The organism is Pedobacter sp. Leaf216, assembly GCF_001421515.1.
Taxonomy (GTDB): Bacteria; Bacteroidota; Bacteroidia; order Sphingobacteriales; family Sphingobacteriaceae; genus Pedobacter.
Genome location: NZ_LMKM01000012.1, coordinates 166,473 through 183,207, shown reverse-complemented (window position 1 = coordinate 183,207; position 16,735 = coordinate 166,473). Strand labels below are relative to the sequence as shown.

The window sequence follows — 16,735 nt, the reverse complement described above, 5'->3', positions numbered from 1 at the left end:
AAAGCGAGGTATTTTGCTAAGATGTACTCAAGAAACTAAGTTTGACCATTAAGAAATTAAGGTAATGATCTAGGTTCTATTGCCTTGTTAATTATAAGGGATAATTATTGTTAAGTTTTAGACAACATTCAATTAATAACGATTTTTGCCTTTGTAATGAATTAAGGATGAGAATTTTAAGACGATATCAGTCTAATTCAGCAACATATCTACTTTATTCAGCAATGAATCCATTTCGAATGGTTTTTCCATAAAATCGTTTGCGCCGGCGTCCATTGCCGATTGCCTGATATCTCTGCTGGCCGAAATCATTAAAATGGGAATCGCCATAAATTCGGGGTCGTTTTTAAGTTGCTTGCATATATCCCTGCCATCGTGGCCACTCATCCAAATATCAAGTAGGATTAAATCTGGTCTGTTTTTTACAGCATCAATTACCGCACCACCATCATACGTATATTCTACGTCATAACCCATCACTTCCAAAATCATAGTAACAGCGTCAACAATGCCCTCATCATCATCTGCGATGAGTATTTTTTTATTTGCCATTTTGTAATTTTATTTTCATTCAGTTTCGTTTAGCGTAGGTAGGTGCGAAAATGTTTAATAGTATTACTATTAAAGCTGAAAAGATGCTTTTTGTTTTAAAAAAAATGAATATTTATTTGAATAATTTATTGGTTTGGCGGTCGTCACTTTTTTAATGTTGGCATTGCTTGCAATTGGGCAATAGCTATAAATTGATAAATTGTGATTCTTAACAAATATTTCGTGCATTTATAGTTTATATTTACAGCATTAATTCAAATTAATTGAGTTAAATAGCCAAAAATGGATAGTATTAATATTAAGAAGTTAGCAGAAGCTTTAAATTTATCTACTTCTACAATTTCGAGGGCTTTTAGAGATAATAGTGACATTAATGATGTTACCAAAGCACGCATATTATCTAAAGCGAAAGAATTAAACTACCAGCCCAACCATTACGCCAGTAATTTAAGGGAGCAGAAAAGTAAAACTATTGCGGTTATTGTGCCCGAACTGGCCAATAATTATTTCTCGCAGGCTATTCACGGTATAGAGCGCGTAGCGCGTGAAAATGGCTACCACATTCTGATTTATGTAACGGATGATGATTACAAAAAAGAAGTCAACTTTATACGCCATTTACACAATGGTAGAGCAGATGGTATTGTAATGTCGGTTTCTGGTGAAGCAAACGACCACAATTACCTGAATAAATTTGGTGCTAAAAGATTGCCCCTGGTATTTTTCGATAGGATTTACGAAGATATTGATACGCCGAGGGTAATTACCAACGATTATAACAGCAGTTTTTTGGCTACCGAGCATTTGATAGAGCAGGGCTGTAAACGTGTTGCCTACCTGGTTGTGAATAAAAGTTTATCAATCGGTAAAACACGTATGCAGGGTTATATTGATGCATTGGCGAAACATCAGGTTCCTTTTGAAGAAAACCTGATTGTAGATTGCAGCAATAGTTATGAGGAAAACAGCACTATCATAAAAAATGCCTTAACACAATTAAAACCAGATGGCATTTTCACTTCGGTAGAGCGTTTGGCCTTTGCTACATATTATGCCTGTTACGACCTTAACCTTAATATTCCCAAAGATTTAAAGGTAATCAGCTTTTCCAGTCTGGAAATTGCGCCGCTGTTAAATCCTTCGCTTACCACCATCACTCAGCCGGCAGCTGAAATAGGGGAGCAGGCCGCAAAATTACTGTTTACCATTTTAGATGATCATGCTGATAAAAACGAATCAAATGAGGTGGTTTTAGAGTCGAAAATCATCAAGCGGAATTCGACAAAAAAAGATTAAAAAAGGGCCTTAAAAACGGGGCTGTTTTGAACCCCAATTTCTCAAAAAATTTCTTCACTTAGTGTAAAATACGCAGAATTCTGACCGATTTTCGGGAACGTTCCCGAAAGATGACTAAATTTTGATCTAATTTTTTCGGGAACGTTCCCGAAAAAAGCCTCAAAAATGGCTTAGTGTAGAATTTACACTTTAATTTAAAATTTAACATTTATAAGTAATTGATTTATAAATGATTAAATATTTAACAATTATTTAATGTGACTTATTATGGGTACAAAAAAACAGATTTTTGAACTAGTTTTTATTAAGCTTTTGTTGCGCCAAATATATTTTTTAAATAAATTTTGAAATCTCCATAACAGCTGTAAATTAGTCCTATGTGTAAATCACTATAATATTTAACCAAATTTTTATACTTAAACGAGCTTCAAATATGAGAGTATTTTACCTGTTAAAACAGGGGCTTTTGGTGCTGTTGGTTTTTTCAGCATTAATGGTAAAAGCACAAACCGGATCAGTATCTGGTAAGGTGCTTGATGAAACCGGCCTTCCACTACCCGGTGCTTCTGTAGTTGTAAAAGGTACAACAAGAAGTACATCAACTGATGGAAACGGTAATTTTAAACTTGCAGGCCTATCGAGCGGCTCGGTAACCCTATCTGCAAGTTTTATCGGTTATCAAACCCTTGATAAAGCAGTTAGCGTTTCGGCAAATGCAACTGTTGATTTTAAATTGGTGCCAGATGCACAAAAACTGAACGAAGTTGTGGTAATCGGTTATGGTACTGCCGAAAAGAAAAACCTAACGGGATCTATCACTACGGTAAATTCGAAAGATTTTCAAAAAGGTACCATTACTACACCCGAGCAATTAATTCAGGGTAAGGTAGCAGGGGTAAACATTATCTCAAACAGCGGGCAACCAGGTGTTGGTAGTACCATCCGTATCCGTGGTGGTGCATCTTTAAATGCAAGTAACGATCCGCTTATCGTAATTGATGGGGTGCCATTCAGTGGCAACTCTATTGGTAATGCGCCAAGTCCGTTATCATTGGTAAACCCTAATGATATTGAAACCTTTACTGTGTTAAAAGATGCCAATGCAACGGCCATTTATGGATCAAGAGCATCTAACGGGGTAATTTTAATCACCACTAAAAAAGGTGCATCAGGTGCTCCGGTTTTTAATTTCAGTACCAACAACTCAATCGCTACCGTAGCTAAAAAAGTTAATATTTTATCTTCTGGCCAAATCCGCGATTTTGTAAACGCCAATCCCAATGCATCATACGATGATGGTAAAAAGTATACTGCATTATTGGGCAATGCAAATACCGACTGGCAGGATGAAATTTACCAGAATGCATTTTCTACAGATAACAGTTTAAGCATTGCAGGTTCATTTAAGGGTGTTCCTTATCGTGTTTCTGCTGGCTATTTAGATCAGCAGGGTTTGTTAATTACCGATAAATTTTCTCGCGGTACCGGGGCAATCAGCATTTCTCCACGCTTATTTCAAGATCACTTAAAAATCGATCTGAATTTAAAAGGTGCATTAACCGAATCGCATTTTGCCAATGCAGGTGCTGTAGGTTCTGCCATTCAATTCGATCCAACGCAACAGGTAACGGCCAATAACAAATTCGGAAATTATTTCGAATGGTTAAGAAGCGATGGTTCTGTTAATCCAAATGCACCACGTAACCCGGTAGGGTTAATCAGATTAAACGATAACAATGGTAATGCTGAAAGAAGTTTCGGTAATGCCCGTTTCGATTATTCTTTTCACTTTTTGCCTGAGTTGCATGCCAACTTAAATTTAGGTTACGATTTATCCAAAGGTTACGGATCGGTTAGTGTTCCGGTTTATGCAGCACAAAGTATTTCTACTTCAGGTTCTTACACACGCTCATTAAATACCGAAACCAATAAACTTTCGGAGTTTTATTTAAACTATGCGCACACTGTGGCAAGCATCAGAAGCCGTTTTGATGTAACTGCTGGTTATGGTTATTACGATAACTCGAAAACGGGTTTCAATTTTACTTCATACAAAGGAACGGGTGAAGAATTGGTAGTTCCGGTTTTCCCTTTTTCTACAGATCGCGATAAATTATTGTCGTACTACGGAAGGTTTATATACACCCTGGCTGATAAATATATCTTATCAGGAACATTAAGGGCAGATGCTTCTTCTAAATTTTCTGAGCAGAACCGTTGGGGTTATTTCCCTTCAGCAGCGTTTACCTGGAGAATTTCGGGTGAGAATTTCTTAAAAGACAGTCAATCTGTTTCCGACTTAAAGCTCCGTTTAAGTTATGGTGAAACGGGAAATAAAGATGGTATCGGCTATTACGATTATTTATCAAAATATTATGCCAACAGCAATACCGGCCAGTACCAGATTGGGAATACTTATTACAACTATTATACTCCGGCAGCTTACGATCCGGATTTGAAATGGGAAACCACAACCACCTATAACGCAGGTTTGGATTATGGTTTTATGAAAGGCCGTTTATATGGAAGTATTGATGTGTATTACAAAAAAACTTCTGATCTGTTGAGTAAAATCAATATCCCTGTAGGTACCAACTTCAATAACGAATTAACAACCAATGTTGGTAATATGGATGTTAGAGGTGCCGAAGCCAGCATTAATTTTGCCGCCATTAAAACCGAAAACATCAGTTGGGATTTTGGTGTGAACGTTGCTTACAACAAAAGAAAAGTTACCAATTTAACTTTAAACCCAAATTCGGGATTCAAGGTTGATGCGGGAGACATTACCGGCGGTACGGGTATCCACTTAAAATACAACGCCGTTAACCAGATTCCAGGATCATATTTTGTTTACAAACAGGTTTACGATCCATCAGGAAAACCATTGGAAGGTGTGTATGAAGATTTAAACGGTGATGGCGTGGTAAACACCAGCGACCAATACTTTTATAAATCTGCCGATCCTAATGTTACTTTCGGATTTAACACCACTTTTAACTATAAAAAATGGAGTTTTACCACAACATTAAGGGCTAATCTTGGCAATTATGTTTACGATAACGTTTCTTCAAATTTCGGTATCAGGGCTAATATTTTAAGCTCGGCTGGTGTGATCAACAATGCATCAAGCGATTTTTTAAACACAAATTTCCAGAACAACCAGTTTTTAAGCGATTACTATGTTAAAAATGCTTCATTTTTAAAAATGGACAATGCAGGTATTGCTTTTAATGCAGGTAAGCTTTCTAAAAACGGAACAGCTACTTTAAGGATTTCGGCAAACTGCCAGAATGTTTTTACCGTAACCAATTACGGAGGTATCGATCCTGAACTGAGCAGCGGTATTGATTATAACTTATATCCAAGGCCACGTACATACACATTAGGGTTTAACGTAGGGTTTTAATAAAGAGATAAAGAATGAAAAATTCATTTAAAATAATATTGGCATCAGGCGTATTACTGCTGTCATTAAATTCATGCAAAAAGGACAATTTAAATGTATTGCCTACAAACGATGTAACTTCTGCTTCCGTTTATGCAACACCGGCAGGTTACAAACAAAGTTTGGTTAAATTGTATGCAACCTATGCACTTACCAGTTCTACCGGATCTGATAACAGTGATGTGGGTGGCTTAAACTCTGGCTTTGCAGATTTTTTAAGGTTATTCTGGACTTCGCAGGAATTAACCACTGATGAAGCTATCTGCGCCTGGGGAGATACCGGTATTCCAGAACTAGACAATTCAACCTGGGCTGTTGATAACCAGTTTTTACGTGGCTTATACTCAAGAAGTATTTTACAGATTACTGTTTGTAACGAATTTCTTCGCGAAAGCACACCGGATAAATTGGCCTCGCGCAACATAACAGGTGCTGATGTAACTGCAATTCAGAGATACCGTGCAGAAGCCCGTTTCTTACGTGCTTATCAATATTGGGTGTTAATGGATGCCTTTGGTAATCCTCCATTTGTTACCGAAGATGATCAGATTGGTAAAGTTGCACCTAAACAAACCAGTAGAGCAGCTTTGTTTACTTATATAGAATCAGAATTGAAAGCTATAGAAGGCGATTTGGCTGAAGCTCGTACAAATGAATATGGCCGTGCAGATAAAGGTGCCGATTGGGCATTATTGGCAAGATTATATTTAAATGCACAAGTATATACTGGTACTGCAAAATATACAGAAGCCATTACCTATTCAAGCAAGGTAATTAATGCAGGTTACACTTTAAAAGCCAATTATATGGATCTTTTCAAAGCTGATAACAACATTAACAATACCGAAAATATTTTAACCATCAATTACGATGGCGTAACCGGAACCAACTATGGTGGTACAACATTTTTGATTAATGCAGGTATTAATGCCGATATGGGTACAGCTTCTTACGGTGTGCCAAACGGCGGTTGGGGCGGTAACAGAACCCGCCAGAATTTGCCTGCGCTATTTCCAGATCCAAACGGAACACAGGATAAACGTGGTGTTTTCTTTGGTGCAAAAAGTACGGTTGATGAAATTGGAACTTTTACCGATGGTTTAAGGGTAACAAAATTCAAGAATGTTACTTCAACAGGTTCTACACCTGCATCGTTAAATGGAACATTTAGCTCACTTGATTTTGCTTTGTTCCGCTTAGCTGAACAATATTTAATTTATGGAGAAGCAGTAGCCCGTGGAGGTTCAGGAGGTAGTGCTGCACTGGCTTTAACATACGTAAATGCATTACGTCAAAGAGCTTATGGAAATAATAACGGGAATTTAACCACAGCTTCACTTACAGTTGATTTCTATTTGGATGAGCGTGGCCGCGAGTTATACTGGGAAGGTCACCGCCGTACAGATTTGGTACGTTATGGTAAATTTACAGGTGCCACCTATTTATGGCCATTTAAAGGTGGTGTAAAATCAGGAACCAGTGTTCCTGCATACCGCAATTTATATCCAATTCCATCGGCAGATATTATCGTTAATCCGAATTTGGTTCAAAACCCAGGTTATTAATCTTAAAATTTATAAGAGATGAAAACAATATTTTTAAAATCCCTTGCTTTAAGTCTGATAACCTTATCGCTATTGTCTTGTAAAAAAGAAGAAACGCAAACCGTTTCCAATGTAAGTGCGGCAGGCACACTTACAGCTTCGGCAACTACTTTAAGTCTGGTACAGGCAAATGGGGCAAAACCTGCATTAACGCTAACTTTTCCGGCACCAACAGTAACAGGTTATACTATTCCGGTAACTTCTACATTGCAGTTCGATCTTAAAGGGAAAAACTTCGCAGCGCCGAAAGAATATGTAATCAGCAACACCTCATATTCGCCAACTGTAAACGATTTTAATAATATGATGTTGGCTTTGGGTGGCAAAATTGATACTCCAACTCAATTAGAAGTAAGATTAAAATCGGGTGCTGCAGCAAATGCCATAACCTATTCTAATGTAATAACGATTACTGCAACCCCTTATTTGGCTTCAGCATGGATTTACGCTCCCGGAGCTTATCAGGGCTGGGATCCTACTACTGCAGACAGTTTAATTTCGCTATCAAGCAATGGTATTTATACCGGAATGATTGCTTATACCGCAGGAAATCTGGAATTTAAAATTACACCTGCTAAAAAATGGGATGTAGCCTATGGCGATGCAGGTGCGGGTAAAATCAGCAGTAGCGTAGGAGATAACTTAAAATCACCAGATGCCATAGTGAAACAGGTAACTGTTGATTTAAATGCCAAAACCATAGCTTTTACAACACCGAACGAATGGTCGATTATTGGAGATGCAACTTTGGGTGGCTGGAACAATGATACCGACATGAAAGTGGTAAATGATGGAAAGTCAAATAATTACTCCGTTAAAACCACTTTAACCACTGGTGCATTGAAATTCAGATTCAAACATGATTGGACAGTTAATCTCGGTGGTAGCATAACTGCTTTAACCAATGGAGGCGATAACATTGCCGTAACCGTTCCCGGAACTTATACCATTACTTTAGATGTAGCCGCTAAAAAAGCTACAATGGTTAAAAACTAATCCTTATTATCTGCCCTGCAGTTACATGCTGCAGGGCTTTTTTTAAAATCTTTAAAGTTTTAGCATGAACAGATCTCATACCCATCCAAATTATCCGTTTCCAATTCATAATCATACTAATACTTCTTTTTTTAAATGGGTAACATCCATTTTTACCCTATTGGTTGTTTTGCTAACAAACAATCTGTTTGCGCAAAAGCTGGAGCGTGTAGAACCTATGTTCTGGTTTACAGGCATGCACAACCCTAAATTACAATTACTTGTGCATGGCGATAACATTGCCAATGCTACAGTAAGCCTTACTTACCCGGGCGTAAAACTGGTGAAAGTAAACAAAGTTGAAAACCCTAATTACCTCTTTCTCGATTTAAATATTGCCCAAACCGTAAAACCAGGAAGCTTTCCAATTAATTTTTCGGTAAATGGCAAAAAGATATTCAGTTATGCCTACGAATTTAAAAGCCGCGATAAAAGTGCGGGCAGAATTCAGGGCGTAACCAATAAAGATTTTATTTACCTGCTTATGCCCGATCGTTTTTCGAACGGAGATGAAAGCAACGACATTGTGCAGGGTTTAACAGAAACCGCACTCAACCGCGATAGCATGTATTACCGCCATGGCGGAGATATCCAGGGGGTAATGAACCACCTCGATTACCTTAAAGATTTAGGCGTAACCACTGTTTGGATGACCCCTGAGGTAGAAAACGACATGCCACACGCTTCATACCATGGTTATGCGGTAACCGATCATTACAAAATAGATCCCCGTTATGGAACAAATGCACTTTACAAAAAATATGTAGAGTTGGCCCATGCCAAAGGATTAAAAGTAATTAAAGATATTGTACACAACCACATTGGTACCCAACATTGGTTTTATAAGGATTTACCAATGAAAAGCTGGCTGAACCAGTGGCCAACATATACGCAAACCAGTTACCGCGATCAAACTGTAATGGATATACACGCCTCTGCGGCAGATCGGAAACAAATGCTCGATGGCTGGTTTGTACCTTCAATGCCCGATTTAAACCAAACTAACCCTTATGTACAAAATTACTTAACCCAAAACCACATCTGGTGGATTGAGTATGCAGGTATTGATGGTTTGCGTTTAGATACTTATGGCTATAACGATCCGGCTTACATGGCAGACTGGGCACTTAAAGTGCAGGCAGAATTTCCTCATTTGTCCGTTTTTGGCGAAACATTGGTAACTGCTGTAGCCAATCAGGCCTTTTTTACAGGTGGCAATACGGTTAACCGCGGTTTTGATACCCACTTGCAAGGCATAACCGATGCCACTTTAAAAGATGCCATTTACGAAGGAATTAATGGTAAAAACGGCTGGGTAGATGGAATTAACCGTTTATATGCCACCCTGGCACACGATTTTCTTTATAAAAACCCAAATACCAATTGCATCTTTTTAGATAACCACGATATGAGCCGCTTCTATTCGATGGTTGGCGAAGATTTCGACAAATATAAAATGGGCATGAGCATTTTACTTACCATGCGTGGTATCCCTGAAATGTATTATGGTACTGAAATTTTAATGAAAAATTTTTCCAATCCAGATGGGTTAATCCGCTCTGATTTTCCTGGGGGTTGGAAGAATGATAAAAAGGATAAATTCATTGCTGATGGTCGTACAAACAAAGAAAATGAAGCTTTCAACTTTGTTAAAACATTGGCAAATTTCCGAAAAACCAGTGCAGCTTTACAAACCGGAAAGTTGATGCAATTTGTGCCTCAGGATGATATTTATGTTTATTTCCGTTATACCAACGAACTAAAAGGCTCGGTAATGGTTATTGTAAACAATACAGAAAAAGAAAAAACTTTAAATACCGATCGTTTTGCCGAAAGAACAAAAGGAATTACCACTGCAAAAAATGTAATTACCGGAGAAAACGTCGAATTTAAAAACATCAAAGTACCCGCTAAAACAACTTTAGTGCTCGAATTAAGGTAGAAGGTTGAGGGTTTAAGGCGGAAGGTAATTGCCTATTGCCAAATAAATGCTATGCCTTGAAACCTGATACTTATTAAAAAATATAAAATAAAGATGCAAAATAATAGTCATATAGAACCTTCTAACCTCAACCTTAAGCCTTCTGCCTCAATAAAGGCTTGCCTTTTCGATTTAGATGGTGTACTGGTTGATACTGCGGTTTACCATTATAAAGCGTGGAAACGTTTGGCCAATACCATGGGTTTTGATTTTACCGAAGCGCAGAATGAGCAGTTGAAAGGCGTTAGCCGGGTAGAAAGTTTAAATAAAATTTTAAGCTGGGGTGGTGTAGAAAAAACTGATCGTGAAAAGGAAGAACTTGCCAGTTTAAAAAACAGCTGGTATGTAGATATGATCACGAAGATGACGCCGGCAGAAGTATTACCCGGTACAGTTGATTTTTTAACCGCCATTCACAAAGCCGGTTATAAATTGGCCTTAGGCTCGGCAAGTAAAAACTCAGGCATCATTTTGGAGAAAACGCACCTGGCCCACTTCTTCGATGAGATTGTAGATGGCAATATGGTTACAAAATCAAAACCCGACCCTGAGGTTTTTTTAAAAGGTGCCGAACTTTTGGGCTTTAAACCCGAAGAATGTGTGGTTTTTGAAGATGCCGTTGCAGGCGTAGAAGCCGCAAAAAGAGGAGGGATGAAAGCAATCGGAATCGGCGAAAAAAGTGTGCTTACGCAGGCCGATGTAGTAGTAAGCGGATTAGACAAATTAACAGTTACAGATTTAGAGAATTTATAGTTTAGTGTGCGGTACAAGGTTTAGAGGGATGCCCTCCAATCTTTGCATCTCACTACTCAATTTTCAATTATGAAAAATTACATTAAGGCAGATGAGTGGAATATTATCGAAGAAGGCTTTGATCCACATTTGAATAAAATTTCGGAGAGTATTTTCAGCCTGGGCAATGGTCGCATGGGGCAGCGTGCAAATTTTGAAGAAACTTACAGCGGCGAAACCCTATCTGGTAACTATGTTGCAGGGGTATATTATCCAGATAAAACCCGTGTGGGATGGTGGAAAAATGGCTATCCTGAATATTTTGCCAAAGTATTAAATGCTGCAAACTGGGTTGGTATTGAAGTAAAGCTTGATGATGAAATTCTTGATCTGGCAACAGCAGAAGTACAAGATTTCAAGCGTGTATTGAATATGCATGCCGGCTACCTGGAGCGGACTTTTACCGCAAAATTAAAGAGCGGAAAAGCCCTGAAAGTAAAAGCTACCCGTTTTTGCAGCATAGCCGATGATGAAGTTGGTGCCATTAAATACACCATTATACCCTTAAATTTTGATAGTAAATTAACCTTAACGCCTTTTATTGATGGCGATGTTAAAAACCAGGACAGTAACTACGATGAAAAATTTTGGGATAAGGTAACTGATGAAATTTCAGGAACCGAAGCCTATATCAAATTAAGAACAAAGAAAACTGAGTTTGAGGTTTGTACCGGTAGCAATATCGAACTGTATAAAAACGCCGAAAAACTAAACATTAATCCAGAGGCGGTACGTAAAGAAAAATTCGTTGCACAAACTTTTTCTCTAGATGTTAAAGCAAACGAGGAGATTACCCTGGTTAAAATTGCTGCTAATTTATCTTCAGAGAATTATGCTAAAGAATCTCTTTTAAAAGAAACAAAAGCAGTTATTGCCAAAGCATCTGCTAAAGGATTTGATACTTTATTAAAAGAACAAACCGAAACCTGGGCAACCAAATGGGAAGAAAGTGATATCATAATTGAAGGAGATGTTTCGGCCCAGCAAGCCATTCGTTTCAATATTTTTCAGCTTTTCCAAACGTATACCGGCAAAGATGATCGATTGAATATCGGTCCGAAAGGTTTTACAGGCGAAAAATACGGCGGCTCTACCTATTGGGATACTGAAGCTTATTGTGTACCATTTTACCTGGCTACAGCCCCACAGGAAGTAAGCAAAAACTTGTTGGTGTACCGCCATAAACAATTGGGTAAAGCAATTGAAAATGCAGCAAAATTAGGTTTTAAAGATGGTGCTGCATTATATCCAATGGTTACCATGAATGGCGAAGAATGCCACAACGAGTGGGAAATTACTTTTGAAGAAATTCACCGTAACGGTGCCATTGCCTTTGCCATTTTCAATTACATCCGTTATACGGGCGACGATAGTTATTTATCAGATTTTGGTTTAGAAGTATTAATCGGTATTGCCCGTTTCTGGAAACAACGTGTTAACTGGAGCAACGATAAACAACAATATGTAATGCTTGGCGTAACCGGGCCAAATGAATACGAAAACAACGTAAACAATAACTGGTACACCAATATTTTAGCTACATGGTGCATGAAATATGCAACCGAAGCCGCTGAAATTGTAAAAACACAACAACCAGAAAAATACAACAGCTTACTAAAAAGCATAAATTTTAATCAGCAAGAGTTTGCTGATTGGGCCGACATTATTGAGAAAATGTATTACCCTCATGATGAAAAACTTGGCATTTTCTTACAACAGGATGGTTATTTGGATAAAGAACAGACTTTGGTTAGTGATCTCCCTGCAAGTGAACGACCAATTAACCAGAAATGGAGTTGGGACAGGATTTTGAGGTCGTGCTTTATTAAACAGGCCGATGTTTTACAAGGATTGTACTTTTTTGAAGAAGACTACGATCTCGATACTTTAAAACGAAACTTCGACTTTTACGAGCCGCGCACCGTACATGAAAGCTCTTTATCGCCTTGCGTACACAGTATATTGGCTGCAAAATTAAATGATGAAGCGCGTGCTTACGAATTTTACCTGCGCACGGCACGTTTAGATCTTGATGATTATAACAACGATACCGAAGATGGCCTGCACATTACCTCAATGGCAGGTACCTGGATGAGTGTGGTAGAAGGTTTTGCGGGTATGCGGGTTAGAAACGGTAAACTTCAATTTAATCCCTTCTTACCTGATAAATGGAAATCATTTTCTTTTACCATTGGTTTTAGAGGCGCAACCTTAAAAATTAACATTACCGAAAACGGTATCAGTATAAAAAATAATGCAGCAATCGATTTAGAAATCGGCATTAGAAACCAGGTTTATAAATTAGCTGGAAATACCGAAATCGAAGTAAATAATGCAGCGTTGGTATGAGGAATGTAAAGGGTTTAAAGGTTGTGGATAGCGGGTTAAAATTTCAATCTTCCGTAAATAGAAAAACCTTTTCAGTCCTATCTCTGTTCCCTTTTGGAGGAGGTAAAGGTAGGTACATAACACTTTTTTTTACTTTTGCCATTCTTACATTATCATCCTTTGCACAAAAAAAGCGTACAAAAATGAACGATAAACAAATCGTTATTTACCAGTTATTGCCCCGCTTATTTGGGAATAAAAATACAACCAATATCCCTTACGGAACCATTGAACAGAACGGTTCTGGTAAGTTTAATGATATCAGCGATAAGGCTTTAGCAGGCATAAAAGAACTCCACGTAAATTATGTTTGGTATACCGGCGTACTGGCCCATGCAAGTTTAACTGATTATAGTGCTTACGGAATTAAAGTAGACGATGCCGATGTAGTAAAGGGCAGAGCAGGTTCTCCGTACGCTATCCGAGATTATTATGATGTTGACCCTGATTTAGCTGTTGACGTTAAAAACCGGATGAAAGAATTTGAGGCTTTGGTAAAGAGAACACATGATCATAACCTGAAAATGCTTATCGATTTTGTGCCCAATCACGTTGCCAGAAGCTATCATTCTTATACAAAACCAAGTGGAGTAACCGACTTTGGGGAAAAAGACGATGTTACAAAAGCTTTTAGTACCACCAACGATTTTTACTATACCCCTGGGCAACCATTTTCAGTGCCCACATCAGGATCAAAATCTACCCCGATCTCCGCCTTGCAAGATGGGAAATTTGAAGAAAACCCAGCAAAGGCAACTGGTAATAACGTATTTTCTGCCCAACCCAAATATGATGATTGGTACGAAACCATTAAATTAAATTATGGAGTAGACTACCTGAATGGAGAAAGACAATATTTCGATCCCATTCCACCTGTTTGGCTTAAAATGCGGGATATTTTAATATACTGGACTAAAAAAGGCGTAGATGGCTTTAGGTGTGATATGGCCGAAATGGTACCCATTGCCTTTTGGAATTGGGTTATACCACAAGTAAAACAAGTTAACCCCGATCTTATTTTCTTGGGTGAGGCCTACAATCCAACAGTTTACAAGCAGTATTTGGATGAGGGTAAATTCGATTACCTATATGATAAAGTGGGTTTATATGATGGCCTTAAAATACTGATCAAAAATGAACCAACTGCAGATGTAGCAGCAATTAAGCAGGTGTGGCAGGTAGAAAGTGCTGGTTTTGGCAAACATATGTTGCGCTTTTTAGAAAATCACGATGAAGAACGCATTGCATCAGCAGGATTTGCAGGAAAAGCCGAACTGGCTTTGCCTGCAATGGTTATTTCGGCTACCCTGGGTTCAGGTCCGGTAATGCTTTATTCCGGGCAGGAAGTTGGCGAGCAAGGCAAAGGACAAGAAGGTTTCGGGGGCGATGATAACCGCACAACAATATTCGATTATTGGGGCGTTCCCGATCACCAGAAATGGATGAACGGAGGTTTATTCGATGGTCAGAAACTAAGTGCGGCGCAACAAAGCCTGCGAGCGTATTACACACACTTGCTAAAAGTTACCACAACCAGCGATGCGGTAGTAAATGGAGAGATATATGAAGTTCCTGTTACTGGGAATATGAATAACCGCATGTATGCTTTTATCCGGTACTCCGGTAAACAACGTTTATTGGTTGTGGCCAATTTCGACAGAACACAAACTTTAAACGCCAATATCGAAATTCCAGATCAGATTTTAAAAGTTAAACATTCATCCCCGGTTACAGATTTGTTAACCGAAAGGAAATTAAACATCCCGGCAGGAACTAGTATACCCGTAACCGTTACACCCGTTAGCGCACAGGTGATAGAATTTTAATCATTAGCAATGCATTAAGTGTAACTCGGGTAGCGATTGAACATTATTTATAACCAATATAACGCCCTGCGCCCCGCGCTAAGCGCTTAAACAAACCAAAATGAGCTTAAAAACAATATTTGAAAACCCAAAATTAACACTTGTTCAAATCATTAACATGAGTGTAGGTTTTTTTGGCATCCAGTTCGGTTGGGATTTACAGCGTGCCAACATGGGGCGTATTTACGAAAACCTGGGGGCCAATCCCGATCAGGTTCCGTTATTGTTTTTGGCAGCACCTTTAACAGGCTTATTGGTACAACCGATTATTGGTTACCTGAGCGATCGTACCTGGCATCCAAAATGGGGCAGAAGAAGACCATATTTTATGGTTGGTGCCATTGTAAGCAGTATCGCTTTAATTTTTATGCCACATAGCAGCGTATTGTGGATGGCAGCCGGCCTGCTTTGGGTTTTAGATGTTTTTGGAAACATTGCCATGGAACCTTTCCGCGCTTTTGTTACCGATAAATTGCCTGATAGCCAGGTTAACCGTGGTTTTATTATGCAAAGCATGATGATTGGATTGGGTGGGAGTGTGGCATCTGCTTTACCATGGATTATGAACAATGTTTTTCATTTAACCAACACAGCAGAAAAAGGCAATATTCCTGAAAATGTTAAATTTTCTTTTTATATCGGCGCATTTTTCTTTTTAGCCGCTGTATTATGGACGGTTTTTACAACTAAAGAATACCCGCCACAAGAAGTGGATTTTAAAGAAAAAGTTAAAGAAAGCAACAAAGGTTTTGGTGGTGGTGCCCGCGAAATTTTTGGTGCATTAAAAAATATGCCCAAAAGGATGCAGATTGTTTCTTTGGTGCAGTTTTTTACCTGGCCAGGCTTATTTTTAATGTGGTTTTATTACACCACGGCTGTTGCTGTGAATGTTTTTGGCGGGAAAGATGCCGCAGATCCGGTTTATGCCCAAGGTGCAGATTTTGGAAGCTTAACACTTGCCTATTATAGCGTAATCACTTTTCTTTTTGCATTGGTGCTGCCAAAAATTGCCGATGCATTGGGTAGAAAAACCACGCACGCGCTCTGTTTAATTTGCGGGGCCATTGGCTTAATCAGTGTAGCCTGGGTGCACGATAAAAATATGTTGTATTTATGTATGACAGGCGTTGGTATTGCCTGGGCCAGTATCCTTTCTATGCCTTATGCCATGTTAAGCGGATCGTTACCAAAAGATAAAATAGGGATCTACATGGGGATTTTTAACTTTTTTATTGTTTTGCCAGAGATTATTGCCTCATTAGGTTTTGGCTGGCTGATGCGTAATGTTCTGAATAATGATAGACTTTTAGCGGTACAACTAGGCGGTGGATTGATGATTTTAGCGGCAATAATCTGTTATTTATTTATTCGTGAACCAAAGAAAACAGATGAAGTTTTGACTTCCAAACTGGAAGTAGAAGAAAATAGATCGATGTAAATAGGGCATAAATTGCCATTATTTATATTCGGTCTGTGAGGACACAGACCGGGGAGATGAGCAAGATCAGTATAAAGATTCCGTGGTCTGTGTCCCCACAGACCACTAACAGCATTTATTTGTAGGCATACAACCCGATAGGATTCACTGCCATTATTTGAGATTAAACAAGGAAATAAAGTTTGGTTCACGGGGACATGAATCAGGGCACAAGGACACAGACCGAGGAGATGATCAATGATCCCGTGGTATGTGTGCTCACCGACCACTAACAGCATTTATTTTGTAGGCATACAACCCGATAGGATTCACTGCCATTATTCGAGATTACATAAG

Annotated in this window: 10 protein-coding genes; 9 read left to right on the top strand and 1 reads right to left on the bottom strand. The window is 38.7% G+C overall.

All coding sequences use genetic code 11. The features are described 5' to 3' along the window. Nucleotides 1-192 precede the first annotated feature (192 nt). Nucleotides 193-552 (bottom strand): PleD family two-component system response regulator, encoded by a 360-nt coding sequence (locus tag ASE74_RS10545; RefSeq protein WP_055908293.1) that lies wholly within the window; start codon nucleotides 550-552, stop codon nucleotides 193-195. A 282-nt stretch (nucleotides 553-834) separates the two neighbouring features. Here ASE74_RS10545 and ASE74_RS10540 point away from each other — a divergent pair, with 282 nt between their 5' ends. From ASE74_RS10540 to ASE74_RS10500, 9 genes are all read left to right on the top strand, one after another. Further along, on the top strand, nucleotides 835-1,848 hold the full coding sequence (locus ASE74_RS10540; protein WP_055908291.1) for a LacI family DNA-binding transcriptional regulator: 1,014 nt from the start codon (nucleotides 835-837) through the stop codon (nucleotides 1,846-1,848). A 433-nt stretch (nucleotides 1,849-2,281) separates the two neighbouring features. After that, nucleotides 2,282-5,257, top strand: a complete 2,976-nt coding sequence (locus ASE74_RS10535) for a SusC/RagA family TonB-linked outer membrane protein (protein WP_055908288.1) — start codon at nucleotides 2,282-2,284, stop codon at nucleotides 5,255-5,257. A 14-nt stretch (nucleotides 5,258-5,271) separates the two neighbouring features. Beyond that, entirely contained in the window at nucleotides 5,272-6,861 is a 1,590-nt protein-coding gene (locus ASE74_RS10530; RefSeq protein ID WP_055908286.1) for a RagB/SusD family nutrient uptake outer membrane protein, read from the top strand. 18 nt (nucleotides 6,862-6,879) lie between these two features. Next, complete coding sequence (locus ASE74_RS10525) at nucleotides 6,880-7,896, top strand: SusE domain-containing protein (RefSeq protein WP_055908283.1); 1,017 nt, start codon at nucleotides 6,880-6,882, stop codon at nucleotides 7,894-7,896. A gap of 64 nt (nucleotides 7,897-7,960) precedes the next feature. After that, nucleotides 7,961-9,877 (top strand): glycoside hydrolase family 13 protein, encoded by a 1,917-nt coding sequence (locus ASE74_RS10520; RefSeq protein ID WP_082458734.1) that lies wholly within the window; start codon nucleotides 7,961-7,963, stop codon nucleotides 9,875-9,877. A 93-nt stretch (nucleotides 9,878-9,970) separates the two neighbouring features. Continuing rightward, entirely contained in the window at nucleotides 9,971-10,669 is a 699-nt protein-coding gene (gene pgmB, locus ASE74_RS10515) for a beta-phosphoglucomutase (protein WP_055908280.1), read from the top strand. 69 nt (nucleotides 10,670-10,738) lie between these two features. Beyond that, nucleotides 10,739-13,057 (top strand): glycoside hydrolase family 65 protein, encoded by a 2,319-nt coding sequence (locus ASE74_RS10510; RefSeq protein ID WP_055908277.1) that lies wholly within the window; start codon nucleotides 10,739-10,741, stop codon nucleotides 13,055-13,057. A 182-nt stretch (nucleotides 13,058-13,239) separates the two neighbouring features. After that, complete coding sequence (locus ASE74_RS10505; RefSeq protein ID WP_055909463.1) at nucleotides 13,240-14,922, top strand: alpha-amylase family protein; 1,683 nt, start codon at nucleotides 13,240-13,242, stop codon at nucleotides 14,920-14,922. 100 nt (nucleotides 14,923-15,022) lie between these two features. Next, nucleotides 15,023-16,399 carry an MFS transporter gene (locus tag ASE74_RS10500; RefSeq protein ID WP_055908274.1) on the top strand — a complete coding sequence of 459 codons (1,377 nt, stop codon included), beginning with the start codon at nucleotides 15,023-15,025 and terminating at the stop codon, nucleotides 16,397-16,399. The last annotated feature ends 336 nt before the right edge of the window (nucleotides 16,400-16,735 follow it).